General features: G+C 68.3%; 24 protein-coding genes, 3 pseudogenes and 1 riboswitch. Of the genes and pseudogenes, 23 read left to right on the top strand and 4 right to left on the bottom strand.

Going from position 1 to position 26110, the window contains the following annotated elements; translation table 11 throughout:
- The first annotated feature begins 7 nt into the window (after positions 1-7).
- From A5701_RS19025 to A5701_RS19010, 4 genes are all read left to right on the top strand, one after another.
- Positions 8-1420 (top strand): PPE family protein, encoded by a 1413-nt coding sequence (locus A5701_RS19025; protein ID WP_067757172.1) that lies wholly within the window; start codon positions 8-10, stop codon positions 1418-1420.
- 96 nt (positions 1421-1516) lie between these two features.
- A complete protein-coding gene (locus A5701_RS19020) occupies positions 1517-1840 on the top strand; it encodes a DUF732 domain-containing protein (RefSeq protein WP_067757168.1) in 324 nt (107 codons plus the stop codon).
- 91 nt (positions 1841-1931) lie between these two features.
- A complete protein-coding gene (locus A5701_RS19015; RefSeq protein ID WP_067757165.1) occupies positions 1932-2252 on the top strand; it encodes a DUF732 domain-containing protein in 321 nt (106 codons plus the stop codon).
- A gap of 157 nt (positions 2253-2409) precedes the next feature.
- The gene (locus tag A5701_RS19010; protein WP_067757163.1) at positions 2410-3120 is read left to right on the top strand and encodes an MgtC/SapB family protein; all 711 of its coding nucleotides are present in this window, start codon (positions 2410-2412) and stop codon (positions 3118-3120) included.
- On the opposite strand, the gene A5701_RS19005 is transcribed toward A5701_RS19010, so the two are convergent.
- Complete coding sequence (locus A5701_RS19005; protein ID WP_067757160.1) at positions 3117-4313, bottom strand: NAD(P)/FAD-dependent oxidoreductase; 1197 nt, start codon at positions 4311-4313, stop codon at positions 3117-3119. The two genes, A5701_RS19010 and A5701_RS19005, sit on opposite strands and share 4 nt — an antisense overlap.
- 101 nt (positions 4314-4414) lie before the next feature.
- Between A5701_RS19005 and A5701_RS19000 the strand changes: the two genes are divergently transcribed.
- Entirely contained in the window at positions 4415-5347 is a 933-nt protein-coding gene (locus A5701_RS19000; RefSeq protein WP_067757157.1) for a sterol desaturase family protein, read from the top strand.
- Between the two features lie 94 nt (positions 5348-5441).
- Entirely contained in the window at positions 5442-6122 is a 681-nt protein-coding gene (locus A5701_RS18995) for a hypothetical protein (protein ID WP_067757154.1), read from the top strand.
- 5 nt (positions 6123-6127) lie between these two features.
- Here the strand turns inward: A5701_RS18995 and A5701_RS18990 are convergent, their stop codons facing one another.
- Entirely contained in the window at positions 6128-6583 is a 456-nt protein-coding gene (locus tag A5701_RS18990; protein ID WP_067757151.1) for a nitroreductase/quinone reductase family protein, read from the bottom strand.
- Positions 6584-6695: 112 nt separating this feature from the next.
- Between A5701_RS18990 and A5701_RS18985 the strand changes: the two genes are divergently transcribed.
- The 3 genes from A5701_RS18985 (at position 6696) to A5701_RS18975 (ending at position 9473) form a co-directional block, all read left to right on the top strand.
- Complete coding sequence (locus A5701_RS18985) at positions 6696-7379, top strand: TetR/AcrR family transcriptional regulator (protein WP_197499050.1); 684 nt, start codon at positions 6696-6698, stop codon at positions 7377-7379.
- A gap of 121 nt (positions 7380-7500) precedes the next feature.
- Positions 7501-8004 (top strand): VOC family protein, encoded by a 504-nt coding sequence (locus A5701_RS18980; protein WP_067757145.1) that lies wholly within the window; start codon positions 7501-7503, stop codon positions 8002-8004.
- Complete coding sequence (locus A5701_RS18975) at positions 8001-9473, top strand: FAD-binding protein (protein WP_067757142.1); 1473 nt, start codon at positions 8001-8003, stop codon at positions 9471-9473. The genes A5701_RS18980 and A5701_RS18975 overlap by 4 nt, the downstream gene beginning before the upstream one ends.
- Before the next feature lie 25 nt (positions 9474-9498).
- On the opposite strand, the gene A5701_RS18970 is transcribed toward A5701_RS18975, so the two are convergent.
- Complete coding sequence (locus A5701_RS18970; protein ID WP_067757139.1) at positions 9499-11424, bottom strand: ABC transporter ATP-binding protein/permease; 1926 nt, start codon at positions 11422-11424, stop codon at positions 9499-9501.
- Between the two features lie 93 nt (positions 11425-11517).
- On the opposite strand from A5701_RS18970, the gene A5701_RS18965 reads away from it, so the two are divergent.
- The 14 genes and pseudogenes from A5701_RS18965 to A5701_RS18900 all read left to right on the top strand — a co-directional run bounded on the left by A5701_RS18965 (position 11518) and on the right by A5701_RS18900 (position 25678).
- On the top strand, positions 11518-13170 hold the full coding sequence (locus A5701_RS18965) for an acetolactate synthase (protein ID WP_067757136.1): 1653 nt from the start codon (positions 11518-11520) through the stop codon (positions 13168-13170).
- 106 nt (positions 13171-13276) lie between these two features.
- A complete protein-coding gene (secA2, locus tag A5701_RS18960) occupies positions 13277-15601 on the top strand; it encodes an accessory Sec system translocase SecA2 (protein WP_067757133.1) in 2325 nt (774 codons plus the stop codon).
- A gap of 44 nt (positions 15602-15645) precedes the next feature.
- Positions 15646-16266, top strand: a complete 621-nt coding sequence (locus A5701_RS18955) for a CDP-alcohol phosphatidyltransferase family protein (RefSeq protein ID WP_067757130.1) — start codon at positions 15646-15648, stop codon at positions 16264-16266.
- Positions 16259-17185: a DUF881 domain-containing protein gene (locus tag A5701_RS18950; RefSeq protein ID WP_067757126.1), complete on the top strand. Its 927-nt coding sequence runs from the start codon at positions 16259-16261 to the stop codon at positions 17183-17185. Before A5701_RS18955 ends, A5701_RS18950 begins: the two co-directional genes overlap by 8 nt.
- Before the next feature lie 55 nt (positions 17186-17240).
- A complete protein-coding gene (locus tag A5701_RS18945) occupies positions 17241-17573 on the top strand; it encodes a small basic family protein (protein ID WP_067757123.1) in 333 nt (110 codons plus the stop codon).
- Between the two features lie 66 nt (positions 17574-17639).
- Positions 17640-18479, top strand: a complete 840-nt coding sequence (locus tag A5701_RS18940) for a DUF881 domain-containing protein (protein ID WP_067757121.1) — start codon at positions 17640-17642, stop codon at positions 18477-18479.
- Between the two features lie 27 nt (positions 18480-18506).
- Positions 18507-18905, top strand: coding sequence for a glycine cleavage system protein GcvH (gcvH, locus tag A5701_RS18935; RefSeq protein WP_067757118.1), 399 nt, complete (start codon positions 18507-18509; stop codon positions 18903-18905).
- A gap of 261 nt (positions 18906-19166) precedes the next feature.
- The gene (garA, locus tag A5701_RS18930; RefSeq protein ID WP_276038948.1) at positions 19167-19628 is read left to right on the top strand and encodes a glycogen accumulation regulator GarA; all 462 of its coding nucleotides are present in this window, start codon (positions 19167-19169) and stop codon (positions 19626-19628) included.
- Positions 19628-20389, top strand: coding sequence for a MerR family transcriptional regulator (locus A5701_RS18925; RefSeq protein ID WP_067757115.1), 762 nt, complete (start codon positions 19628-19630; stop codon positions 20387-20389). The genes garA and A5701_RS18925 overlap by 1 nt, the downstream gene beginning before the upstream one ends.
- Before the next feature lie 105 nt (positions 20390-20494).
- Positions 20495-20989 carry a bifunctional nuclease family protein gene (locus A5701_RS18920; protein WP_046184273.1) on the top strand — a complete coding sequence of 165 codons (495 nt, stop codon included), beginning with the start codon at positions 20495-20497 and terminating at the stop codon, positions 20987-20989.
- A 280-nt stretch (positions 20990-21269) separates the two neighbouring features.
- Entirely contained in the window at positions 21270-21875 is a 606-nt protein-coding gene (locus A5701_RS18915) for a MerR family transcriptional regulator (RefSeq protein ID WP_067757112.1), read from the top strand.
- A 121-nt stretch (positions 21876-21996) separates the two neighbouring features.
- Positions 21997-22094: riboswitch (glycine riboswitch) on the top strand.
- A 171-nt stretch (positions 22095-22265) separates the two neighbouring features.
- Positions 22266-24374, top strand: a pseudogene (gene gcvP, locus A5701_RS18910) (aminomethyl-transferring glycine dehydrogenase); the annotation flags it as partial.
- Positions 24364-24750: pseudogene (locus tag A5701_RS18905) on the top strand (beta-ketoacyl-ACP synthase); the annotation flags it as partial. The pseudogenes gcvP and A5701_RS18905, both read left to right, overlap by 11 nt.
- Positions 24751-24817: 67 nt before the next feature.
- Positions 24818-25678: a haloalkane dehalogenase gene (locus tag A5701_RS18900; RefSeq protein ID WP_067757109.1), complete on the top strand. Its 861-nt coding sequence runs from the start codon at positions 24818-24820 to the stop codon at positions 25676-25678.
- Between the two features lie 10 nt (positions 25679-25688).
- On the opposite strand, the pseudogene A5701_RS18895 reads toward A5701_RS18900, so the two are convergent.
- Positions 25689-26045 (bottom strand): annotated as a pseudogene (locus A5701_RS18895) (glycine dehydrogenase (aminomethyl-transferring)); the annotation flags it as partial.
- Positions 26046-26110 lie beyond the last annotated feature (65 nt).

Genomic DNA, 26110 nt, shown 5'->3' with positions numbered 1-26110 from the left:
GACAGCAATGTTTTACGGAGCCTTTCCGCCGGAGTTCAACTCGGGCCGGATGTACACCGGGCCGGGAGTGGGTTCACTGGTGGCCGCCGCGACGGCCTGGGAGAACCTGGCCACCGAACTGCAGTCCACCGCCACCGCCTATTCCGGGGTGATCTCCAGCCTGACTACTGGGCCGTGGGTGGGCCCGTCATCGGTCGCGATGGCGTCCGCGGCGTACCCGTACGTCGCCTGGATGCAGCAGACCGCCGCCCAGGCCCAGGAAGCCGCGAGCCAAGCGTCCGCGGCGGCGGCGGCCTACGAGACGGCGTTCGCCGCCCACGTGCCGCCTCCGGTGATCGCGGAAAACCGCGCGCTCTTGGCGCAGCTGATGGCGACCAACCTGCTCGGGCAGAACACGGCGGCGATCGCCGCCACCGAGACACAGTACGGCGAAATGTGGGCCCAAGACGCCGTGGCCATGGACACCTACGCCAGTTCGTCGGAGGCGGCCACCCGATTGACCCCGTTCGCCGAGCCGCCGCAGACCACCACCGGCGCGGGCACCACGACGCAAGCGGCCGCGATGAGCCAATCCGCGGGCACGTCGGCGGGCAGCGTGGCGTCCACCATCAACTCGGCGGCCACCTCGCTCACCGCGGGCCCGGGCAACCCGATCCTGGCATGGCTCTCGCAGCTGGCCACCCAATACAACACCGCGATCACCACGTTCTTGAAAGGCTTCGGCACGACTCCCGCCGGCACCCCGCTGATCACCGCCATGTACAACGCGGTCAAGGTGCCGCTCGGGCTGACCACACAGTTCAACGACGTTGGGTTGCTGATCAACTTTCCCCTGTCGCAATGGCTCAAATTCGCCCCACCTATCGCGTATGGGGCGTTGCCGAAGGATGCCCTGGGGGCCGGCCTGGGGGTGCTGGGCTTCGGCCGGGGGACGCTGTACGACGCGATCAGCCCGGCGGCGGGCTTTGCGCGCGGCACTTTGGTTGGGCAGTTGACCGTGCCGCCCAGCTGGGCCTCGGCCACACCAGCCATCAGGACGGTCGCCGCCGCGTTGTCGGCCGCCGGACCCGAGGCCGTGCCCGCGGCCGCCCTGGGCGAGGGCGGCCTGTTCAGTTCGATGGGGATGGCGGGAATGCTGGGCAGCGCCCTCGGCGCAGGCGGACCGACCGTGGTGGGCGCCAGCGTGCGCAACCGGATGAAACCGATCAAGGACCTCAAAGACAAACAATCGCCGGAACAACTCAAGCGTCTGGTCGCGCAGATATCGGAAAAACCCGAAACCGTCCAGCACCACAATGTCGACCCGGAGGGGCTCGACGCCCTGCTCGAGCAGCTGGCGAAGAAGCCCGGCATCCACGCGGTGCACCTGAAGAAGGGAGACAAGTCCAAGGTCCTGCCCGCCGATGCCCAGTTGGGTTGAGGGGCAAGGCCATTCAGAATCCAGGTGTGGTCTGTCAAACGGTCTGGCAGGCAACGCCTCCGATCCTCTTGCCGCCGCCATGAAAGAAGGTAGGTAATGAAACGGCTGCTGGCGCCACTGGGCGCTTTCCTCGTAATCGGACTGGCCGCACCGGCATACGCGGATCCGCCGCCAGTGCCGGACGGTGACGACGGCGCGTTCCTCTCAGCCCTGCATCAAGCCGGCTTCACCTTCGCCAGCCCGGACGCAGCCGTCGGGGCGGGCCGGGCGGTGTGCTCGTGCTTGAACAACGGCGAGTCGGGCCTGGAGCTGGTCCACGACGTCAAGATGCACAACCCGGGGATGGACATGGAGATGGCTTCCAACTTCGCGATGATTTCCGCGAAGTACTACTGCCCGCACCACCTCAGCAAAGCTTGACCCGCTCCGGCCGAGTTGAGCTGAACGATAAGGCGATTCAGCCGTGATTCCGCGCTGCGCTCGACCGGCCGTCGTGAGACAATCCTCGGCTATGAGGCTGCTGGTGGCTCTGCTCGGCGTCTGGGCTGGGATCGGGCTCGCCGCGCCGGCCTACGCTGATCCGGACACCGGTGCCGTCGACGAGTCGAGCTTCCTCGCTTCGCTGCGGAGCGCTGGCATCACCTACAAGACGCCCGACGCGGCCGTCCAGTTCGCCAGGGCCGTGTGCGAGTCGATGAACAGCGGCGAGTACGGGCCCCAAATGGTGAGCGAATTGCAGGCGCAGAACCCCGGACTCACCGCCGATCACGCGACGTCGTTCCTGGCGATCGCCGCGAAATACTATTGCCCTCAGAAGCTCAGCGCGCGATAGCGCGGCGCCCGTCCTGACCGCGGCGCAACGGCAAGGCGCCCCACAGGTTTCGCGCGCATTGCCGTATCGCATCCGGTTCGGTTGGGGTCCACCCGCTGTTCACCTGGGCCTGATTAGCTGCGGCTGCGTCGGATGGTCATGAGGGGAAGGAGTGCCGATGGAGACGCTGAGCGTCGCCGACTTCGCGCTCCGGCTCGCCGTCGGAGTGGGCTGCGGCGCCCTGATCGGCCTTGAGCGGCAATGGCGGGCGCGCCGGGCCGGCCTGCGCACCAACGCGCTGGTGGCCGGCGGCGCGACGTTGTTCGTGCTGTACGCCGCCGCCACCACGGACACCAGCCCCACCCGGGTCGCGTCTTACGTGGTGTCCGGCATCGGGTTCCTCGGCGGTGGCGTGATCCTGCGCGAAGGGGTGAACGTCCGCGGCCTCAACACCGCCGCCACCCTGTGGTGCTCCGCGGCCATCGGCGTCCTGGCGGCCTCCGGGCACCTGGTCTTCGCGTTGATCGGTACGGGGACCGTCATCGCCATCCACGTCTTCGGGCGCCCGCTTGGCCGGCTGATCGACCGCGACAACACCGGCGACGAAGACGAAAGCCTGCGGCCATATCTGGTGCAGGTGGTCGCCCGCCCGAAACACGAGAAATACGCGCGCGCCCAGATCGTGCAGCACGCGAGCGGCAACGACATCACGCTGCGCGGCATCCATACCGCGCACGCCGGCGACGACGAGGTCACCTTGACCGCTCACCTCCTCATGGACGGGGACGCCCCGTCCCGGCTGGAGCGGTTGGTCGCGGAACTCTCCCTACAGCCGGGAGTCCGTGCGGTGCAGTGGTACGCCGGCGACGAAGCGCAGTCCGACCGCTAAGGACGGGGCTGCAGCTCCGGCGCGGCGGCCGCCAGTAGGTCGGCGCGGTCGCCGCTCAGCGGCGGGTAGATCCGCCGGGCGTTGATCGTCCGCTTCGTCTCCTTGGCCCGCGCGCCGCTCGACACGACCACCCGGTCCCACCCCTCGGTGTAGACCGCGCCGGCCGGCCCGAGGTCGAGAACCGTGACATACCAAGGGATTCGGAGTGGCAGGAGCGGCTCTCCGAACAGGTCGCTGATGACGTTGTACCCGGCATAGCGGCCCATGGGGCGGCCGTGTTGACACGACATGACCGACAGGTGGTCGTCGTCCATGCGGGCGGCGGCGACATCGCCCGCGGCGAAGACCGCGGGCACACCGATGACCCGCAGGCAGTCATCGACGGGCACCCGACCCAGGCCGTCGCGCGCCACCGGCAGTTGCTCGGTCAGCGGGCTGGCCCGCATGCCGGCACACCACACCACGGTGGCCGCCGCGAGGCGCTCGCCGGAGGTGAGCGACACACCGCCCTCGTCGATCGCGGCAACACCCACTCCCGCCCGGGCTTCGACGCCGTTGGCCGATAGGGCCTCTTCGATCACCGGGCGCGCCGAGGCGCCCATGTCGGAAAAGTTCCGGCTGCGATCCAGCAACACCACCCGGGGAGCAATGCCGGTCGCGGCGAACAGCCGCCGCAACCTGTCCGGCAGCTCGCAGGACACTTCTATCCCGGTCAGCCCCGCCCCGACCACGACCACGGTGCCGGCCGCGGGCGTCGGCGAATCGTCGGCCAGCCGGCGGAGGTGGTCCCGCAGCGCCAGCGCTCCGTCGTAGGTGTCCACGTCGAAGGCGAACTCCCGCACGCCCGGTAGGGCCGGTTTGGCCACACGGCTGCCCGACGCCAGCACCAGCCGGTCGTAGGCGTACGTCGCACCGCCCGCCGTGGCGACGGTGCGGGCGTCGGTGTCGATGGCGGTCACCTCGGTGGCGACGTGTGCCACCCCGACGGGGTCGAGCAGGTCGGCGAGCGGGATGCGGCACGGGGTCAGGTCGGCCTCGTAGTTGCGCACCCGGATGTCGTGGAACGGCCGGGCGGCCAGCACCGTGATGTCGACCGTGCCCGCCGGAATGGCGAGCTCGTCGAGCCGGCGGGCGGCCCCGAGCGCCGCCCACAACCCGGCGAACCCCGAGCCGATCACCACCACAGCGCTCAACGCTCGACACCTCACGTCGGTCGATCCCGTCACCACAGTGTGGGCCGCATGCCGGACCAAGGCGACCCGGCGGTGCGGCCAATCGTCGTAGTCTTATGCCTGTGAGTGCGCTTTCAGAGTTCGTGACCGCCCTGCCCCCGCAGCTGCGGGACCCGGTGCTGCTCGCCGTTCCCTTCTTCTTGCTGCTGTTGACGCTGGAATGGTCGGCGGCGCGCAAGCTGGAAAGCATCGTCGGCGACGCCCGGCCGGCGTCCGGCGCGTACTTCACCCGCGACGCGATGGCCAGCATCTCGATGGGTCTGGTTTCGGTGGGCACCACCGCCGCGTGGAAGACACTGGCACTGTTCGGCTACGCCGCCCTGTACGCCTACGTGGCGCCCTGGCACCTCTCGGTCGGCCGTTGGTACACCTGGGTGATCGCGCTGGTCGGCGTCGACCTGCTGTACTACGCCTACCACCGGATCGCGCACCGGGTGCGGTTGATCTGGGCGACGCACCAGGCCCATCACTCCAGCGAATACTTCAACTTCGCGACGGCCCTGCGCCAGAAGTGGAACAACAGCGGCGAGATCCTGATGTGGGTTCCGCTGCCGTTGCTGGGGATACCGCCCTGGATGGTGTTCTTCAGCTTCTCGATCAGCCTCATCTACCAGTTCTGGGTGCACACCGAGCGGATCGACAAGTTGCCGCGGCCGTTCGAGTTCGTGTTCAACACCCCGTCGCACCACCGCGTGCACCACGGGATGGACCAGATCTACCTCGACAAGAACTACGGCGGAATCCTCATCATCTGGGACCGGCTGTTCGGCAGCTTCCAGGCCGAGCTCTTCCGGCCGCACTACGGCCTCACCAAGCGGGTCGACACGTTCAACATCTGGAAGCTGCAGACCCGCGAATACGTCGCGATCGCCCGCGACTGGCGTACGGCGACTCGGCTTCGCGATCGCCTGGGCTACGTTTTCGGGCCGCCCGGTTGGGCGCCGCGCGGCGCGGAGCAGGCCGAGGCGGCCGTTGCGGTGGCGACATCGACGTAACGCCGGTGACGGACGGCGCGAAGACTTCTGCGTAACGCAAAGTCACGCCGTAATCTCAAATCGGTCGAGATTTGGCCCCGACGGATCGGAGTACATGGTGCGTCGCCTGGCAATGCGCGCATTCATCGCGTCGGTCACCGCGGCCGCGCTCGCGCAGTGGCTGCCGCTTGCGCCGGCCGAAGCGGACCCCGTTGTGGTCTATCCGGGCATGGAGATCCACCAGGGCAACCGCGTCTGCACGCTGGGCTACGTCGATCCCGGCATGAAGATCGCCTTCACCGCGGGGCACTGCCGGGGTGGCGAGGGGGTCGTCACCGACCGCGGCGGAGCGGTCATCGGCCGGCTGGCGGCCTTCCGGGACAACACTCCCAGCGGGACGACGGTGGCGACCGACCAGTTGATCACCGACTATGAGGCGATCGTGCTGGACAACGGCGTGATGGCGAACAACGTCCTGCCTGGCGGACGTCAACTGATTTCGAACCCGGCGGCGGCGCTGGCACCCGGGCAGGCGATCTGCCATTTCGGCGTGAGCACCGGCGAAACATGCGGGACGGTGGAGAGCGTGAACAACGGCTGGTTCACCATGTCGCACGGCGTGCAGAGCCACAACGGCGACTCCGGCGGCCCGGTGTATCTGCCTTCCAGCGCCGGTCCCGGGCTGCTCGTGGGGATCTTCAACAGCGTGTGGGGTGATTTTCCGGCCGCGGTGTCGTGGCGGGCGACGTCCGAAGAGGTCCGTGAGGATCTCGGGGTGGCGCGGGGCGCTCGGTAGGCCCTTCAGCGGGTCGCGTCGGCCGCCGCGAGGGCGAACACCGGGATGGTGGGCGCGACCGCGCGGAATTGCTCGTCGGTGCTGTCCGGGGTCAGCCCGGCGACGTAGTCCTTCACCTGCCAATACCAGCGGTCGAGGTAGCGTCGCAGCAGCTCCGGTTTGGCCGCGTCGGCGACCTCGCTGACTCGGGCGCGCCGCCGGCGCCAGCGGGGGCCCGTCTCGACGACCCCCGCGGCCCGCACGTTGCGGGCCCACTGGGTGTTGCCGCGGGGTGAGACCAGGTAGTCCACGCCGTCGACCGTCAGCACGTTGATGACCACCGCACGCGGTTTACCGCTCTTGCGCCCGCGGACGCGCAGCGCACGCGTCCCGGCGATGCTGACACCCATCTCGGCGAGCCAGCGGATCACCGCGTTGGCGGCGCGTGCGGCCCCGTTCGGTTCTTCGTATCGCGTGGACATGTCGCGTCCTCTCTCGCAATCTAACGAGAGCACTGCTCTCTTTGCCCGCGACACTGCCACAGTCCTGGCCGGAAAGCAAGAGCGGTGATCTCGGTTGTGCCAGACTGGCCGCGTGGGCAAACGCCAGGACACCCGGGAGCAGACCGAGGCGCGCATCATCGAGCTGGGTCGCCGGCAGCTGGTGGATCGTGGGGCGGCCGGATTGTCCGTGCGCGCGATCGCCCGCGACCTCGGCATGGTGTCGTCGGCCGTGTACCGGTACGTGTCCAGCCGCGACGAGTTGCTGACGTTGCTGCTGGTCGACGCCTACTCGGATCTGGCCGACGCCGTGGACCGCGCACGCGAGACGGTCGGCGAGCTCTGGAGCGACGATGTCATCGCGATCGCCCGCGCGACCCGGCGATGGGCCGTCGCGCACCCCTCCCGATGGGCCCTGCTGTACGGCAGTCCGGTGCCCGGCTACCACGCCCCGCCAGAGCGCACGGTGGTCGCGGGAACCCGGGTGGTGGCGGCCTTCTTCGACGCCGTTGCATCCGGGATCGCCACCGGGGACATCAGGCTGACGGATGTCGTTGCCCCACAACCGATGTCGTCGGACTTCGAACGGATTCGCCACGAGTTCGGTTTTCCCGGCGACGACCAGGTGGTCGCCAAGTGCTTTCTGCTGTGGGCCGGGGTGCTGGGAGCAATCAGCCTCGAGGTGTTCGGGCAATACGGCAGTGACACCCTGACCGACCCCGAGGCGGTGTTCGACGCGCAGCTTGGGCTGCTGGTGGACGTGCTGGCCCGGCACTGACGGGTCGGCCGGGCGAATTAGAACATGTTCACCCGGCTTTCACAGCGGCGCGCCGGCCCGCGACGGCAAAGTTTTCGCGGCCCTTTCTGGCGGCCGAGGCACTGGACTATCCTGCGAGACGATGACCCTTCCCGTTCAATCGCCGACGCAGATCGCCTGGGTTACCACCGACCTGGATGCCACCGAAACCGCCCTCACCGGCCTGTTAGGTGTGCGCAAGTGGGTGCGGATACCCGAGGTGCACTTTGCTCCGGACACCTGCAGTTACCTCGGCAAGCCGGCCGATTTCGTCGCCAGCATCTCGTTGAGCTATCTCGGTGACATGCAGCTGGAGCTGATTCAGCCGGTCAGCGGGGAGAACATCTATAGTGACTTTCTGCGCGAATCCGCGCCGGGTCTGCACCACATCTGCATAGAGGTCGAAAGCCCGCAGCAATTCGACGCAACATTGGCCGAGGCGGTGGAGTTCGGGGCCCCGGTGGTGCAGCAGGGCGTGATGCCCGGCGGCATTCAGTTCGCCTATGTGTCGGCGCCCCGGGCGGCAGTCCCGTTCGTGGAGATCGCGTACATAGCGCCCGAAATGAGGGCGTTTTACGACTACATCAAACAGGAGCAGCGCCAATGAGCACCGAGATTCCGGCAACGGTCAACGCGGACGACGTCACATCGTGGTCGGATGACGTTGACGTCGTGGTGGTCGGCTTCGGAATCGCGGGCGGCTGCGCCGCCGTCAGCGCCGCGGCCGCCGGGGCGCGAGTGCTGGTGCTCGAGCGCGCCGCCGTGGCGGGCGGCACGACTTCGCTTGCGGGCGGCCACTTTTACCTCGGTGGGGGCACGGCGGTCCAGCGGGCGACCGGCCACCCCGATTCGCCCGAGGAGATGTACAAGTACCTGGTCGCCGTGTCCCGGCAGCCGGACCACGAGAAGATTCGGGCCTACTGCGAGGGCAGCGTCGAGCATTTCGATTGGTTGGAAGACTTGGGCTTTCAGTTCGAGCGCAGCTACTTCCCGGGCAAGGCTGTCATCCAGCCCAACACCGAGGGCCTGATGTTCACCGGCAACGAGAAGGTGTGGCCCTTCCTGGAGCAGGCCGTGCCCGCGCCGCGCGGGCACAAGGTGCCGGTGCCCGGTGACACCGGGGGCGCCAGCATGGTCATCGATCTGCTGCTGAAGCGCGCCGCCAGCTTGGGCGTCCAGATCCGGTACGAGACCGGAGCCACCGAGCTCATCCTGGACGGTTCGGGTTCCGTCAGCGGTGTGATGTGGAAGCACTTCGCCGAAACCGGTGCGATCAAAGCAAAGTCGGTGATCATTGCCGCCGGGGGATTCGTGATGAACCCCGAGATGGTTGCCAAGTACACGCCGAAGCTGGCCGAGAAGCCGTTCGTGCTGGGCAATACCTACGACGACGGCCTCGGCATCCGGCTGGGCGTTTCGGCAGGCGGCGCAACCGAACACATGGACCAGATCTTCATCACGGCGCCGCCCTACCCGCCGTCGATCCTGTTGACCGGCATCATCGTCAACAAGCTCGGCCAGCGTTTCGTCGCCGAAGATTCCTACCATTCGCGGACTTCCGGGTTCATCATGGACCAGCCCGACAGCGCGGCGTTCCTCATCGTCGACGAGGCGCACCTGGAGCACCCGAAGATGCCGCTGGTTCCGCTGATCGACGGCTGGGAAACCGTCCCGGAAATGGAAGCGGCGCTTGGCATTCCGGAGGGCAACCTGGTGGCAACGCTCGACCGCTACAACGCCAACGCCGCCCGCGGCGAGGACCCCGACTTTCACAAGCAGCCCGAATTCCTTGCGGCGCAGGATCAAGGCCCCTGGGGCGCGTTCGACATGTCACTGGGCAAGGCGATGTATGCCGGTTTCACGATCGGTGGTCTGGCCACGTCCGTCGACGGCGAGGTGCTGCGCGAAGACGGCACCGTCGTGCCCGGCTTGTATGCGGCCGGCGCCTGCGCCTCCAACATCGCCCAGGACGGCAAGGGCTACGCGAGCGGCACCCAACTGGGGGAGGGCTCGTTCTTCGGGCGCCGCGCCGGAGCGCACGCGGCGCACGGCGCCGGGAGCGCGCAGGAGCGGTAAGACACCGCGCCGGAGCGCGAAGGCGTTAGACGCCCGCGGGCTCCTTCTTCTCCTCCACGGGGCCCAACCGCCAGGGGCCGCCGCCGAGCAATTGCAGCTGTTGTTCGTGATGCTGCTCGACGGTGGGCCGATGACTGACGCTGACCACGACGCAGTCCGGGAGCTCGGTCCGAACCAATTGATAGAGCGCGAATTCCAGGCCCTCGTCGAGCGCGGAGGTGGCCTCGTCCAGGAAGACGGCCTTCGGTTTGGTCAGCAGGATCCGCGCGAAAGCGACCCGCTGCTGTTCGCCGGGGGAGAGCACCTTGGCCCAATCGCGCTCCTCGTCGAGCCGGTCGAGCAGGGGGGCCAGCGCGACTTTGGTGAGCACCTCCTGCAATTCGTCATCGGAAACTCCGTCCGGCGAGTTCGGATAGCACACGACGGTGCGCAAGCTGCCCAGCGGCACGTAGGGCAATTGCGAGAGGAACATCGTCGCGTTCTCGCCGTCGGGACGGCACAGGGTCCCGGACGCATACGGCCACAACTCGGCCAGGCTGCGCAGTAGCGTGGTCTTGCCCGCGCCGGAGCGTCCGGTGATCACCAGCGAGTCACCTTCGGCCAGTTGAACATCCAGCGGATCGATCAGCCGGTCGCCGCCCGGCGTGCGCACCTCGACGTCGCGCAGCTCGACGGCCGTCTCCTCGCTCGGCTTGACCAGCATGGTCGGCAGCGCGCGGCCCTGACTGTTGGCGTCGACCAGGCCGTGCAACCGGATGATGGCCGCCCGGAAGGCGGCGAAGGCGTCGTAGTTGTTGCGGAAGAAGGACAGTGAATCGTGAATGTTGCCAAAGGCGGTCGCGCTCTGGCCGACGTCGCCGAAGTCGATCTGCCCGGCGAACAGCCGCGGCGCCTGAATCACCCAAGGCAGCGGGACGATCGCCTGGGACACCGACCAGTTCCACCCGTTGAAGATGATGGTCCGGCGCACGAACTTGCGGTAGTTGTCGATGATCGGCGTGAACCGCCGCCACAGTTGCGTCCGCTCGACGCGCTCACCGCGGTAGAAGCCCACGGCCTCGGCGGCGTCGCGCAGTCGCACCAAGGCATAGCGGAACGCGGCGTTCAGTTTCTCGTTGTTGAAGCTCAGCCGGATCAGCGGATGTCCCAGCCACACCGCGACCAGCGTGGCGATGAACACGTAGACCAGGACCGTCCAGAACATCGCGCGCGGAAAGTCGACGCCGAACACGTTGAGGTTTCCCGACAGGTTCCACAGAATCGCGGCGAAGGAGATCACCGAGGCGACCGCGTTGACGGCCCCGAACAGCAACGTGCTGCCGGTCCCGTTGGACGGGATGTTCGGCGTGCCGCCCGCGTTCGCGGTGAAGATGTCGATGTCCTGCTGGATGCGCTGGTCGGGGTTGTCGATCGTGTTGTCGATGAACAGGTCCCGGTAATAGGCCCGGCCGTCAAGCCAGTCGTCGGTGAGATGCGACGTCAGCCATATGCGCCAGGCGATGATGAACCGCTGGGTCAGGTAGATGTCGATCATGAACCGGATGACGTACAGGGTGGCCAGCACGCTGAAGATCGCGATGGACATCCAGAAGCCATGAATGCCGGACTGTTTGACCGCGTCGTCGTCGGCCGCTATGCCCTGGACCGCCTTCTGCACCGCCGTGTACAGGTCGTTGCCCTGGTAGCTGAGCAACACCGTCAGCCGGACCGAGAGCAGCACCGACAGCAACAGCACGCCGAGCATCAGCCACACGCCGACGCTGCGCGCCCCGACGAAGTACCCGCGCGTGATCCGCCAGAACTGCCGCCCCCACGGGGTGAGATATCTGAACAGCACCAACGCGACGAACAGACAGACGGCGCTGATCAGCCAGGCGATGGCGACCCACCGCAGGGAATCCACGGCCGCCGCCGACCAGTTGATCGAGGGCTTGAACGGCTTTGGACCCATGGTCGCTGTCTCCTCACGGTCGCGCTGGTGGACTCGGCTGGCACTTCAAATCCTCCGGCGAAGGTACCCGAAGGATCTGGATAGGCTGCGGTTATGAGCACCGACGCCATTCCCACCCAAACATTGCACGCCGGCCGGCTCATCGCGCGGCGCCTGCGGGCCAGCGGTGTAGACACCCTCTTCACGTTGTCCGGCGGCCACCTGTTCTCGGTCTACGACGGCTGCCGCGAGGAGGGGATCCGGCTGATCGATACCCGCCACGAGCAGACCGCGGCCTTCGCCGCCGAAGGATGGTCGAAAGTGACGCGGGTGCCCGGCGTCGCCGCACTCACGGCGGGACCGGGCGTCACCAACGGGATGAGCGCGATGGCGGCCGCACAGCAGAACCAGTCGCCGCTCGTCGTGCTGGGCGGCCGGGCACCGGCCGGGCGGTGGGGAATGGGTTCGCTGCAGGAGATCGACCACGTGCCGTTCGTGGCGCCGCTGGCCCGCTTCGCCGCGACGGCGCAGTCCGCCGAGGACGCCGGCCGGCTCGTCGACGAGGCGTTGCGGGCGGCGGTCGGCGCACCCTCGGGGGTCGGCTTCGTCGACTTCCCCATGGACCACGTGTTTTCCATGTCCGAGGATCACGGGCGTCCCGGTGCCCTCACCGACCTGCCGGCGGGTCCCGGCGTGGACGACCTGGACGGCGCCGCCCTGGGCCGCGCCGCGAGCCTGCTGTCGGCGGCCCGGCGGCCGGTCATCATGGCCGGCACCAACGTCTGGTGGGGGCACGGGGAGGCCGCCCTGCTGCGCCTCGCCGAGGAACTCCAGATCCCGGTCCTGATGAACGGGATGGCCCGCGGCGCGGTGCCCGCCGATCACCCGTTGGCGTTCTCTCGGGTGCGAGGAAAAGCGTTGGGCGAGGCCGATGTTGCGCTGATCGTCGGGGTGCCGATGGATTTCCGGCTGGGCTTCGGCGGGGTGTTCGGGCCGCAGACCCGGCTCATCGTGGTGGACCGCGCCGAACCCGAACGCAGGCATCCGCGCCCGGTCGAAGCCGAGCTCTACGGCGACCTGTTGTCCATACTCGCGGCCCTCGCGTCCGGGGGCGGGACCGACCACCGCGACTGGATCGACGAACTGCGCACCGCCGAGACCGCCGCGCGCGGAAAGGAAAAGGCCGATCTGGCCGACGAGCGCGTGCCGCTGCATCCCATGCGGGTGTACGCGGAGCTGGCGCCGATGCTGGACCGCGACGCCATCGTCGTCATCGACGCCGGCGACTTCGGGTCCTACGCCGGCCGGGTGATCGACAGCTATCAGCCGGGCTGCTGGCTGGACAGCGGCCCCTTCGGCTGCCTCGGCTCGGGCCCCGGTTACGCGCTGGCCGCCAAGCTGGCCCGGCCGGACCGTCAGGTCGTCCTGCTGCAGGGCGACGGCGCCTTCGGGTTCAGCGGCATGGAATGGGACACCCTGGTCCGGCACAACGTGCCCGTGGTCTCGGTGGTCGGCAACAACGGGATCTGGGCGTTGGAGAAACATCCGATGGAGGCGCTGTACGGCTATTCGGTGGTGGCGGAACTGCGGCCGGGCACCCGCTACGACGAGGTGGTGCGCGCCCTGGGCGGCCACGGCGAGCTGGTCTCCGCGCCGGCGGAGCTGCGGCCCGCGCTGGAACGCGCCTTCGCCAGCGGCCTGCCGTCGGTGGTCAACGTGCTCACCGACCCCGGCGTCGCCTACCCACGCCGATCCAACCTCGCTTGACGTGCCGGGCGGGGCCGCGAAGGTGCTGAAAATGCCACCGTCTGCGGCGTGTCGCCGGGCAGACACGCACGGTCGCGCCGGCGGGCGGCTCGCGTACCGTTGACCTGTGCCAAAGACCACCCGCGCGCAACCCGGCCGCCTGAGCAGCCGATTTTGGCGACTGCTCGGCGCCAGCACCGAGAAGAACCGCAACCGCTCCCTTTCCCAGGTCACCGACTCGTCCGAATACGACGAGGAGGCCGCCGGGCTCACCGACGAGCAGCTGCGGAAGGCCGCCAAGCTGCTCAAGCTAGACGACCTCGCCGAGTCTGAGGACATCCCGCAATTCCTGGCGATCGCCAGGGAGGCGGCCGAACGGGCGACCACGCTGCGCCCGTTCGACGTGCAGCTGCTCGGTGCGCTGCGAATGCTCGCCGGCGACGTCATCGAAATGGCCACCGGTGAGGGCAAGACGCTCTCCGGGGCGATCGCGGCGGCCGGCTACGCCCTCGCCGGGCGCCACGTGCACGTGGTGACGATCAACGACTACCTCGCCCGCCGCGACGCGGAGTGGATGGGCCCCCTGCTCGAGGCGATGGGGCTGACGGTCGGCTGGATCACCGCCGAGTCGACCAGCGAGGAGCGTCGCGCCGCCTATGGCTGCGACGTCACCTACGCCTCGGTCAACGAGATCGGTTTCGACGTGCTGCGCGACCAGCTCGTGGTCGACGTCGACGACCTGGTGTCGCCGAACCCCGACGTGGCCCTGATCGACGAGGCCGACTCGGTGCTCGTCGACGAGGCCCTGGTGCCGCTGGTGCTGGCGGGCACCACACACCGGGAGACCCCGCGGCTGGAGATCATCAAGCTGGTCGGCGAACTGTCCCCGGAAACGGATTACGACACCGACTCCGACAGCCGCAACGTCCATCTGACCGACGTCGGGGCGCGCAAGGTGGAGAAGGCGCTCGGCGGCATCGACCTCTACTCCGAGGAGCACGTCGGCACGACCCTGACCGAGGTCAACGTCGCGCTGCACGCGCACGTGCTGCTGCAGCGCGACGTGCACTACATCGTCCGGGACGACGCGGTGCACCTGATCAACGCCGCGCGCGGCCGCATCGCGCAACTGCAGCGCTGGCCCGACGGCCTGCAGGCGGCCGTCGAGGCGAAGGAGGGGATCGAGACCACCGAAACCGGGGAAGTGCTCGACACGATCACGGTCCAGGCATTGATCAACCGCTACGAGACGGTGTGCGGAATGACGGGCACCGCGCTGGCCGCCGGGGAGCAGCTGCGCCAGTTCTACAAGCTCGGCGTGTCACCGATTCCGCCGAATGAGCCCAACATTCGCGAGGACGAGTCCGACCGCGTCTACATCACCGCCGCCGCCAAGAACGACGGGATCGTCGAGCACATCGTCGAGGTGCACGAGACCGGGCAGCCGGTGCTGGTCGGGACCCGCGACGTGGCCGAGTCGGAGGAACTGCACGAGCGGCTGTTGCGCCGCGGTGTGCCCGCGGTGGTGCTCAACGCGAAGAACGACGCCGAGGAGGCGGAGGTCATCGCCGAGGCCGGCAAGTTCGGGGTGGTCACCGTCTCGACGCAGATGGCCGGACGCGGCACCGACATTCGGCTCGGTGGGTCCGACGAGGCCGACCACGACCGGGTAGCCGAGCTCGGCGGCCTGCACGTGGTGGGCACCGGACGGCATCACACCGAGCGGCTGGACAACCAGCTGCGCGGGCGCGCCGGCCGCCAGGGCGACCCCGGCTCGTCGGTGTTCTTCTCGAGCTGGGAAGACGATGTGGTCGCGGCCAACCTCGACCACAACAAGCTGCCGATGGAAACCGACGACGACGGCCGGATCGTCAGCCCCAAAGCGGCCGGGCTGCTCGACCACGCCCAGCGCGTCGCCGAGGGCCGGATGCTGGACGTGCACGCCAATACCTGGCGCTACAACCAGCTGATCGCCCAGCAGCGCGCCATCATCGTCGATCGCCGGAACACGTTGCTGCGCACCGCAACCGCGCGTGAGGAGCTCGCCGAACTGGCGCCCAAGCGGTACAAGGCGCTGTCCAAGGACATCGCCGAAGACCGTCTGGAGAAGATCTGCCGGCAGATCATGCTCTACCACCTCGACCGCGGGTGGGCCGATCACCTGGCGTACCTGGCGGACATCCGCGAAAGCATCCACCTGCGCGCGCTGGGCCGGCAGAACCCGTTGGACGAGTTCCACCGGCTGGCGGTCGATGCGTTCGCGTCGCTGGCCGCCGACGCCATCGAGGCCGCGCAGCAGACGTTCGAGACGGCCAACGTCCTCGAAGAGGAGCAGGGCCTGGATCTGTCCAAGCTGGCCCGGCCCACCTCGACGTGGACTTACATGGTCAACGACAATCCGCTGTCGGACGACACGCTGTCGACGCTCAGCCTGCCCGGGGTCTTCCGCTAAGCCGTTTAACGGACCGCAATATGGCCGCGTTAAGGTCACGGCTTATGGAGCCGGCGCTTCCATCCGACCGGGTGCTGACGGTGCCCAACGCGTTGAGCGCGATCCGCCTGGTGCTCATCGGGGTGTTCGTCTACGCCCTGCTGTTCGCCCACGCCAACGGTTGGGCGGTCGGGATCCTGATGTTCAGCGGCGCGTCGGACTGGGCCGACGGCAAGATCGCCCGACTGCTCAACCAGTCCTCGCGGCTCGGCGTCCTGCTGGATCCGGCGGTCGACCGCCTCTACATGATCTGCGTGCCCGTCGTGATGGCGCTGAGCGGGATCGTGCCGTGGTGGTTCGTCGGCATCCTGCTGGCGCGCGACGGGCTGCTGGCTGCGACGCTGCCGCTGCTGTGGAGCCGCGGCTTGTCCGCGCTGCCGGTGACCTACATCGGCAAGGCCGCCACGTTCGCGTTGATGTCGGGCTTTCCGCTGGTCCTGCTCGGCACGTGGGATGCCCTGTGGAGCCGGGTGGTCGGGGCCTGCGGCTGGGCCTTCCTGATCTGGGGCATGTATGGCTATCTGTGGGCGTTCGCGCTGTATGTGGTGCAGATGACGCTGGTCATCCGCCGAATGCCCCGGCTCAAACACGGCGCGCACCTGCCCGAGGCGGTCGATCGTGGCTGACCCTGACCGCCTGCTGGGCGGCTACGACCCCAACGCCGGCCGCAGCGCACACGTGGCGTCGCGGCCGAAGCTGATCCCGGTGCCTTCGCTCCTGCGCGCCCTGCTTTCCGAGCACCTCGATCCCGGCTACGCCGCGGCCGCGGAGAAGCGTCGCGGTGCTTCGACCCGCGAGGGCGGGCGTGAACGCGCCTTCGGCTGGCTCTGGCAGGCGTTGGCGGCGCTGCTGATCGCCACCGTCTTCGCCGCCGCCGTCGCGCAGGCGCGCTCGGTCGCCCCCGGTGTGCGCTCCGCGCAGCAGCTCTTGCTGGGCAACGTGCGTTCGACGGAGAGCACCGCGGCAAAACTCGCCCAACGGCGCAGCGAGCTGTCCGCTCGAGTCGACGACGTGCAGCGGCGCGCCCTGGCCGACGACGCCGAAGGACAGCGGCTATTGGCCCGTCTCGATGCGCTCGGCCTGGCGGCGGCGAGCCGGCCCGTCATCGGGCCCGGCTTGAAGGTGACCGTGACCGATCCAGGTGCCGGCCCCAACCTTTCCGACGTCTCCAAGCAGCGGGTCAGCGGCAGCAGGCAGATCATCCTGGACCGGGACCTGCAGCTGGTCGTCAACTCGTTGTGGGCGAGCGGGGCCGAGGCGATCTCGGTCGGCGGCGTCCGCATCGGGCCGAATGTGACCATCCGGCAAGCCGGCGGGGCGATCCTGGTCGACAACAACCCCACCAGCAGCCCGTACACGATTCTCGCGGTGGGCCCGCCCCGCGCGATGCGGGACGTCTTCGACCAGAGCTCGGGCCGGCAGCGCCTCAAGCTCCTCGAGGTCTCCTACGGTGTCGTCGTCACCGTGGACGCCGCCGACGGGCTGACACTTCCCGCCGGATCGATCCGGGATACCAAGTTCGCCAAACAGATTGGGCCACAGTGAGAAAAGTCCTCGGCAGACATCTTCGCCTGTGCGAGTCACGGAACGGCAAGCGCGCATGATCGGCATCGCGGCGCTGGCGATCGGCATCGTGCTGGGCCTGGTGTTCCACCCCGCGGTGCCCGAGGTGGTCCAGCCGTACCTGCCGATCGCGGTGGTGGCGGCGCGCGGCGCCGTGTTCGGCGGCCTGCGCGCCTACCTGGAACGGATCTTCGACCCGAAGGTCTTCGTGGTCTCGTTCGTGTTCAACGTTTTCGTGGCCGCGCTGATCGTCTATGTCGGAGACCAATTGGGCGTGGGCACGCAGTTGTCCACGGCGATCATCGTGGTGTTGGGCATCCGCATCTTCGGCAATGCCGCCGCGCTGCGCCGCCGGCTGTTCGGGGCGTGACGGGCGGCCGGTGACGATGCGGAGCGAAGCGAAGGGAAGCGGCGCCATGGCCAAGGTGGGGCCGGCGTGAGCGAGGAACCGCCCGGCGGCGCCGCGGAAACGGGTGAAGCGGAAGGCCGCGCGCCGCACGGCCGGCACGAATTGCCGTCCAAGCGCCCGCGCCCGGAGATCGGCCCGGTGCGCCGCACCGGACTGTCGGGGCTGGTCCGCGGCGGCCGTTCCCGGCTGGCTTTCGGGACGTTGGCGGTGCTGTTGTGTCTGCTGCTGGGCATCGCCATCGTCACGCAGGTCCGCCAGAACGAGTCGGGTGATTCGCTGGAAACGGCGCGTCCCGCAGACTTGTTGGTGCTCTTGGATTCCTTGCGGCAGCGCGAGGCCACCCTCAACGCCGAAGTGAATGAATTGCAGAACACGCTGAATTCGCTGCAGGCGTCGGGCAACAACGACCAGGCCGCCATACAGGCCGCGCAGGCCAAGCTGGCCGCCCTGTCCATCTTGGTCGGTGCGGTGGGCGCCACCGGGCCAGGCGTCACGGTCACCATCGACGACCCCGGGCCCGGCGTGTCGCCGGAGGTGATGCTCGACGTGATCAACGAACTGCGCGCCGCCGGCGCCGAGGCGATCGAGATCAACGATGGACACCAGTCCGTGCGCGTGGGTGTCGATACCTGGGTGGTGGGCATGCCCGGGTCGCTGACCGTCGACACCAAGACGCTGTCGCCCCCGTATTCGATTCTGGCCATTGGCGATCCGCCCACCCTGGCCGCGGCGATGAACATTCCGGGCGGCGCCGAGGACAGCATCAAGCGCGTGGGCGCGCGGATGTCCGTGCGGCAGGCCGACCGAGTGGACGTGACCACCTTGCGACAACCAAAACCGCACCAATACGCTCAGCCCGTCAAGTGAGCGCATCCGCACAGAACAGGATTACTCGTGAGCGATATCCCGCCCGATCTGCACTACACCGCCGAACACGAATGGGTTCGCCGAAGCGGTGACGACGTCGTGCGGGTCGGGATCACCGACTTCGCGCAGTCGGCGCTGGGCGATGTCGTCTTCGTTCAGCTGCCCGACGTCGGCACCGAGGTGACCGCGGGTGAATCCTTCGGCGAGGTCGAGTCGACCAAATCGGTGTCGGATCTGTACGCGCCGGTGTCGGGCACGGTCTCCGCGGTCAACGCCGATCTGGAAGGCAGTCCGCAGCTGGTCAACTCCGACCCCTACGGGGCCGGGTGGCTCGTGGATGTCCAGGTGTCCGACGTAGCCGCCCTGGAGTCGTCCATCTCGTCGCTGCTTGACGCCGAGGCCTACCGCGGAACACTGACCGAATGACGATTGCTAATCTGCCTGCCAGCCCCGCGCGGCGCCGAGAGCGGCGTGCAAGGGCGGCGGGGAAAGGCGGACAATCGGTCTGCCGATCGTCGGGTGGGGGGCACATTGCGGACCTATGCGCGGTACCGTCGACAGATCGACACTTGAAGGCAGCAGTCTTAGCAATCGGCAGTGCCGGGCCAGTAAACCCAGTGAGCAGCCGGCCGAGCGGCCCGGTCAGACAACGCCACAGCGGCCAGTGAGGAGCAGCGCGTGACGGACATGGACAACGACCAGACCTCTGACGAAGTCACGGTGGAGACGACTTCGGTCTTCCGCGCCGACTTCCTCAACGAACTCGATGCGCCCGCGCAGGCGGGCACCGAGAGCGCGGTTTCCGGGGTGGAGGGCCTGCCGGCCGGTTCGGCGCTGCTGGTCGTCAAACGGGGACCGAACGCCGGGTCACGCTTCCTGCTCGATCAGCCCATCACGTCCGCCGGTCGGCATCCCGACAGCGACATCTTCCTCGACGACGTCACCGTCAGCCGCCGACACGCCGAATTCAGGTTGGAAAACAACGAATTCAACGTGGTGGATGTCGGTAGCCTGAATGGCACCTACGTCAACCGGGAGCCCGTCGACTCGGCGGTGCTCGCCAACGGCGACGAGGTGCAGATCGGCAAGTTCCGCTTGGTGTTTTTGACCGGGCCCAAGCAGGGTGAGGACGGAGGATCCGGAGGCTAGTGAGCGCACCCGATAGCCCGGCACTGGCCGGGATGTCGATTGGGGCGGTCCTGGAACTGTTGAGGCCGGACTTTCCCGATGTCACGATCTCCAAGATTCGCTTCTTGGAGGCCGAAGGACTGGTGACGCCACAGCGCGCCGCGTCGGGCTATCGGAGATTCACCGCTTACGACTGCGCCCGGCTGCGGTTCATCCTCACCGCGCAGCGCGATCATTACCTGCCGCTCAAGGTCATCCGGGCGCAATTGGACGCGCAGCCCGATGGCGAGCTGCCGCCCTTCGGCTCGCCCTACGCCGCCCCACGTCTGGTGTCCGTGGCGGGCGTCGGGGAGACCGCCGCCGAGCCGGACACCGGGGCCGGATCGGACACCGCCGCGGTCGCGCCATCGAGCATCCGGTTGAGCCGGGAAGACCTGCTGGAGCGTTCGGGGGTGGGTGAGGACCTGTTGACGGCGCTGCTCAAGGCGGGGGTTATCACCACCGGCCCGGGCGGCTTCTTCGACGAACACGCCGTCGTGATCCTGCAATGCGCGCGGGCGCTGTCGGAATACGGTGTCGAGCCGCGACACCTGCGGGCGTTTCGCTCGGCGGCGGACCGGCAGTCGGACCTGATCGCCCAAATCGCCGGGCCGATAGTCAAAGCCGGCAAGACCGGAGCGCGGGACCGCGCCGACGACCTGGCGCGCGAGGTGGCGGCCCTCGCCATCACGTTGCACACGTCGCTGATCAAATCCGCCGTTCGCGACGTTCTGCATCGCTGAGGACTAGACTTCGTCGATAGCTTGGTTTTCAGCGGCTCAGCGGAAATTCGGCGTCGCCGTTGCGCCAAGAACCGACACGGCAGCATATGCGGAGGGCAGACACAAATGGGTGAAGTTCGTGTTGTCGGCATTCGCGTTGAGCAGCCGCAGAACCAGCCGGTCCTGTTACTGCGCGAAACCGACGGCGACCGATACCTGCCGATCTGGATTGGCCAATCGGAGGCTGCCGCCATCGCCCTCGAGCAGCAGGGCGTCGAGCCGCCGCGTCCGCTGACGCACGATCTGATCAGGGATGTCATTGCCGCGCTTGGCCATTCGCTGAAAGAGGTGCGGATCGTCGACCTTCAGGAGGGCACCTTCTACGCCGACCTGGTCTTCGACCGCAACATAACGGTGTCGGCGCGGCCCTCGGATTCGGTCGCGATAGCGCTGCGCGTCGGCGTCCCGATCTACGTCGAGGAGGCCGTGCTGGCCCAGGCCGGTCTGCTCATCCCCGACGAGACCGACGAAGAGGGCGGCACTGCCGTCCGCGAGGACGAGGTGGAGAAGTTCAAGGAGTTTCTCGACAGCGTCTCGCCCGACGATTTCAAGGCCACGTAACGCCATTCCGGCCCCTTCCAGCGGCTTCGCGAACCCCGTCGGCGGGTACTACCCTGGACACCGACATCACGGATCCGTCTCACTTGCCCCCGGGATGTCGACACGCCTGGCGGATAGCGCCCTCACTTTGCCCGGCGGCAGCCATACTTTGATCACGACTTAAGGGCGCGGTAGCTATCGAACAGCGTAAGCTCTCTAGCACTCGGGCCTGAGCAAACGTGGCTGCGACGCAGCCAGTACGCAGCTGGAAACGAAAGCGCGATCGGCGAGAGGAAGCACCGTGAGCGAGCAGCCACGCCAAGAACAGCTGGACCTAGCTGACCACGCGACCGCCGCGCCGGAAGCGCCCGTGCAGCCCGGACTGTTTCCCGACGACTCCGTGCCGGACGAGCTCGTCGGCTACCGCGGCCCCAGCGCCTGCCAGATCGCCGGAATCACCTACCGGCAGTTGGACTACTGGGCGCGCACTTCGCTGGTGGTGCCGTCGATCCGCAGCGCGGCGGGCTCCGGCAGCCAGCGGCTCTACTCGTTCAAAGACATCCTGGTGCTCAAGATCGTCAAGCGGCTTCTCGACACCGGAATCTCGCTGCACAACATCAGGGTTGCCGTCGATCACCTGCGTCAGCGCGGCGTCCAGGACCTGGCCAACATCACGTTGTTCTCCGACGGCACCACGGTTTACGAGTGCACGTCGGCCGAAGAGGTCGTCGACCTCCTGCAGGGTGGGCAGGGCGTGTTCGGCATCGCCGTGTCGGGCGCCATGCGGGAGCTGACCGGCGTCATCGCCGACTTCCCCGGGGAGCGCGCCGACGGGGGCGAGTCGATCGCCGCCCCGGAAGACGAGCTGGCCTCGCGCCGCAAGCACCGCGACCGCAAGATCGGTTAACCGCGCCCGCGCCGCCCCTGTGCGCGAACGTGCGCTGCCGTACACGCTTTGCGGCGTGTCGCGGTACAGACACGCACGCTCGCGGCGAATTGACCCGGGCCGGGTAAACTGGACGACGCATCGCACTCGTGCGGGAGAGTTTCGTGACGGCCAGTCACGGACGCCGAAGGAGCAACACCTCTCCGCTAACCTCTCAGGCACCCGGACCGCGCGGGTTAACGATGCCTCTGGAAAGCGGTGCCGGCCCCGGCGGTCGGCACCCGCCGATGGGGAAAGGCGCGAGGCAGCATCTCGCGCCGAATCTCTCAGGCGCCCGGCGAACGGGTGAAGACAGAGGGAGAGGGCCGCTTGTCCTCTGCCTTTGTCGATGCCACAGCCAGGAGTTCGCCAGTGCCCGACCAATCAACCTTCGCAGCCCGGCACATCGGCCCGGATGGCCAAGCCGTCGCGACGATGCTGTCCGTCATCGGTGTCGATTCGCTGAACGAACTGGCCGCCAAGGCCGTCCCCGCGGGCATCCTCGACAAGCTCACCGGCGGCGGCGCGGCACCGGGTCTGGATGAGTTGCCGCCGGCCGTCACCGAGGCCGAGGCGCGGGCCGAGCTGCGGGCGCTCGCGGAGGCCAACACGGTGGCCGTCTCGATGATCGGGCAGGGCTACTACGACACGCTCACCCCGCCGGTGCTGCTGCGCAACGTGCTGGAGAACCCGGCCTGGTACACCGCCTACACCCCGTACCAGCCGGAGATCAGCCAGGGCCGGCTGGAGGCGCTCCTGAATTTCCAGACGATGGTGGCCGATTTGACCGGGCTGGAAGTCGCCAACGCGTCGATGCTCGACGAGGGCACCGCCGCCGCCGAGGCCATGACTCTGATGCACCGCGCGACCCGCGGTAGCTCGAACCGGCTGGCCGTCGACGCCGATCTGTTCGCCCAGACGGCGGCCGTCTTGGCCACGCGGGCTGCGCCGTTGGGCATCGAGATCGTCACCGCCGACCTGAGCGATGGCCTTCCCGACGGTGACTTCTTCGGCGTGATCACCCAGCTGCCCGGCGCGAGCGGCCGGATCACCGACTGGGCGGCCCTGGTGGAGCAGGCCCACGACCGTGGCGCGCTGATCGCGATCGGCGCCGACCTGCTGGCGTGCACGCTGATCACCCCGCCGGGCGACATCGGCGCCGACGTCGCGTTCGGAACGACCCAACGGTTCGGCGTGCCAATGGGATTCGGCGGCCCCCACGCCGGATACCTGTCGGTGCACGCCAAGCACGCCCGCCAGCTGCCGGGTCGGCTGGTGGGCGTCTCGCTGGACGCCGACGGGTCACCGGCCTACCGGCTGGCGTTGCAGACCCGCGAGCAGCACATCCGCCGCGACAAGGCGACCAGCAACATCTGCACCGCACAGGTGCTGCTCGCCGTGATGGCCGCGATGTACGCCAGCTACCACGGCGCCGACGGGCTGACCGCGATCGCCCGCCGCGTGCACGGCCACGCCGGGGCCATCGCCGCGGCGCTCGGCGACGCGCTGGTGCACGACACCTTCTTCGACACCGTGCTGGCGCGGGTTCCCGGACGCGCCGACGAGGTGGTGTCCGCGGCGAAGGCGAAGGGCGTCAACCTGTGGCGCGTTGACGCCGATCACGTGTCGGTGGCCTGCGACGAAGCCACCACGGAGGCCCACGTGGCCGCGGTGCTGGAAGCCTTCGGCGTGCCGGCCGCCGAGCCACTCGGCAGTGATATCGCGACCCGCACCTCGCAGTTCCTCACCCACCCCGCGTTCACGCAGTACCGCACCGAGACGGCGATGATGCGCTATCTGCGCACGCTGGCGGATAAAGATATCGCCTTGGACCGCAGCATGATTCCGCTCGGCTCGTGCACGATGAAGCTCAACGCCGCCGCCGAGATGGAGCCGATCACCTGGCCGGAATTCGCCCGCCAGCATCCGTTCGCGCCGGCCTCGGACACCCCGGGACTGCGTCTGCTGATCAGTGACCTTCAGACCTGGCTGGTGCACATCACCGGTTACGACGCGGTGTCCCTGCAGCCCAACGCCGGCTCGCAGGGCGAGTACGCCGGCCTGCTGGCCATCCACGACTATCACGCCAGCCGCGGCGAACCGCACCGCAACATCTGCCTGATCCCGTCCAGCGCGCACGGCACCAACGCGGCGTCGGCGGCGCTCGCCGGCATGCGGGTGGTCGTGGTCGCCTGCCACGACAACGGCGACGTCGACCTCGACGATTTGCGCGCCAAGGTCAACCAGCACGGCGACGAGTTGTCGACGCTGATGATCACCTATCCGTCCACCCACGGCGTCTACGAGCACGACATCGCCGAGATCTGCGCGGCCGTCCACGACGCCGGGGGCCAGGTCTACGTGGACGGGGCGAACCTCAACGCGCTGGTCGGCCTGGCCCGGCCCGGGAAGTTCGGCGGCGACGTGAGCCACCTGAACCTGCACAAGACGTTCTGCATCCCGCACGGGGGCGATGACCCGCGCCATCCAGCTCGCGGGTCTCACGCCCGACGACATCGACCACGTCAACGCCCACGCCACCGGGACGCAGATCGGTGACCTGGCCGAGGCCAAGGCCATCAACAACGCGTTGGGCAACAACAGGCCCGCGGTGTACGCGCCGAAGTCCGCGCTGGGGCATTCCGTCGGCGCGGTGGGCGCGGTGGAGTCGATCCTGACCGTGCTGGCGTTGCGCGATCAGATCGTTCCGCCGACGCTGAATCTGCAAAACCTGGACCCGGAAATCGATTTGGACGTGGTGTCGGGCAATCCACGGCGCGGCAATTTCCGATACGCCATCAACAATTCGTTCGGGTTCGGCGGGCACAACGTCGCCCTCGCCTTCGGCCGGTACTGACGTCCGCTGCGGCCCGGCTGATGTCGCACTCGGGGCCTAGCATCATGGGCGCGAGCGAAGGAGCGCCATGAGCATCGATTTCACGCCCGACCCACGGCTCTACCCGTTCCAGTCGTGCTGGTTCGACAGCTCGCGGGGCCGGCTGCACTACATCGACGAGGGCTCAGGGCCCCCGCTTGTGTTGTGGCATGGCAACCCAACCTGGAGCTTCCTGTATCGCAACATCGTCATCGCGCTGCGGGACCGGTTCCGCTGCATCGCACCGGATTACCTGGGGTTCGGGCTATCGGATCGGCCCGCGGCGTTCGGATACACCATCGAGGAGCACGCCCGGGTGCTCGGCGAGTTCGTCGACCACCTGGAGTTGGAGGGCTACCTGACGATGGGCCAGGACTGGGGCGGCCCGATCAGCATGGCGGTCGCGGTGGAGCGGGCCGAGCGGGTGCGCGGCGTCATCCTGGGCAACACCTGGTTCTGGCCCACCGACGTGTTCACGACCAAGGTGTTCAGCCGGGTGATGTCCAGCCCGCCGCTGCAGTACGCGATCCTGCGCCGCAACTTCTTCGTCGAGCGACTCGTTCCCGCCGGCACCCGGCATCGCCCGAGCGAGGCGGTGATGGAGCACTACCGCGCCGTGCAGCCCAGCCCCGACGCGCGCAGGGGCGTCGCCGAGATGCCCAGGCAGATCCTGGCCGCCGAACCCCTGCTGGCGCGCCTCGCCCGCGACGTGCCCGCGAAGCTCGGCGCCAAACCCGCCCTGTTCGTCTGGGGCATGAAGGACTTCGCCTTCCGGCCCGGCCCGACCCTGCCCCGGATGCGGGCGACCTTCCCCGACCACGTCCTGGTCGAACTGCCCGACGCCAAGCACTTCATCCAGGAGGACGCGCCCGATCAGATCGCCGCGGCGACCGTCGAGCGTTTCGGCTGACCGGGCGGACTTACGCGAAGGCCTCCACCGGGGGGCACGAGCAGACCAGGTTGCGGTCGCCGTAGGCGCCGTCGATGCGCCGCACCGGCGGCCACACCTTCGGCCGGAAGTTCTTGCCCAGCGGATAGGCGGCCTCTTCCCGCGTGTACGGGTGCTCCCAATCGGAGACCAGCAGGCATTCCGCCGTGTGCGGCGCGCCGCGCAGCGGATTGTCCTCCACCGGCCACTCCCCCGCGCCCACCCGGTCGATCTCGCGGCGGATGGCGATCATGGCCTCGCAGAAGGCGTCGACCTCGGTCAGGGTCTCGCTCTCGGTGGGCTCCACCATCAGTGTGCCGGCCACCGGGAAGCTCATCGTCGGCGCGTGAGCAGCACCAGTTCGGGGCCGACCGGGGTGAACGTCGGATACGACTTGGCCTCGTAAAACTGGGT

Origin of the sequence: Mycobacterium sp. E3305 (assembly GCF_001666785.1) — a bacterium.
In the GTDB taxonomy this organism is placed as follows: Bacteria; Actinomycetota; Actinomycetes; order Mycobacteriales; family Mycobacteriaceae; genus Mycobacterium.
This window is presented reverse-complemented; position numbering and strand designations above follow the sequence as displayed.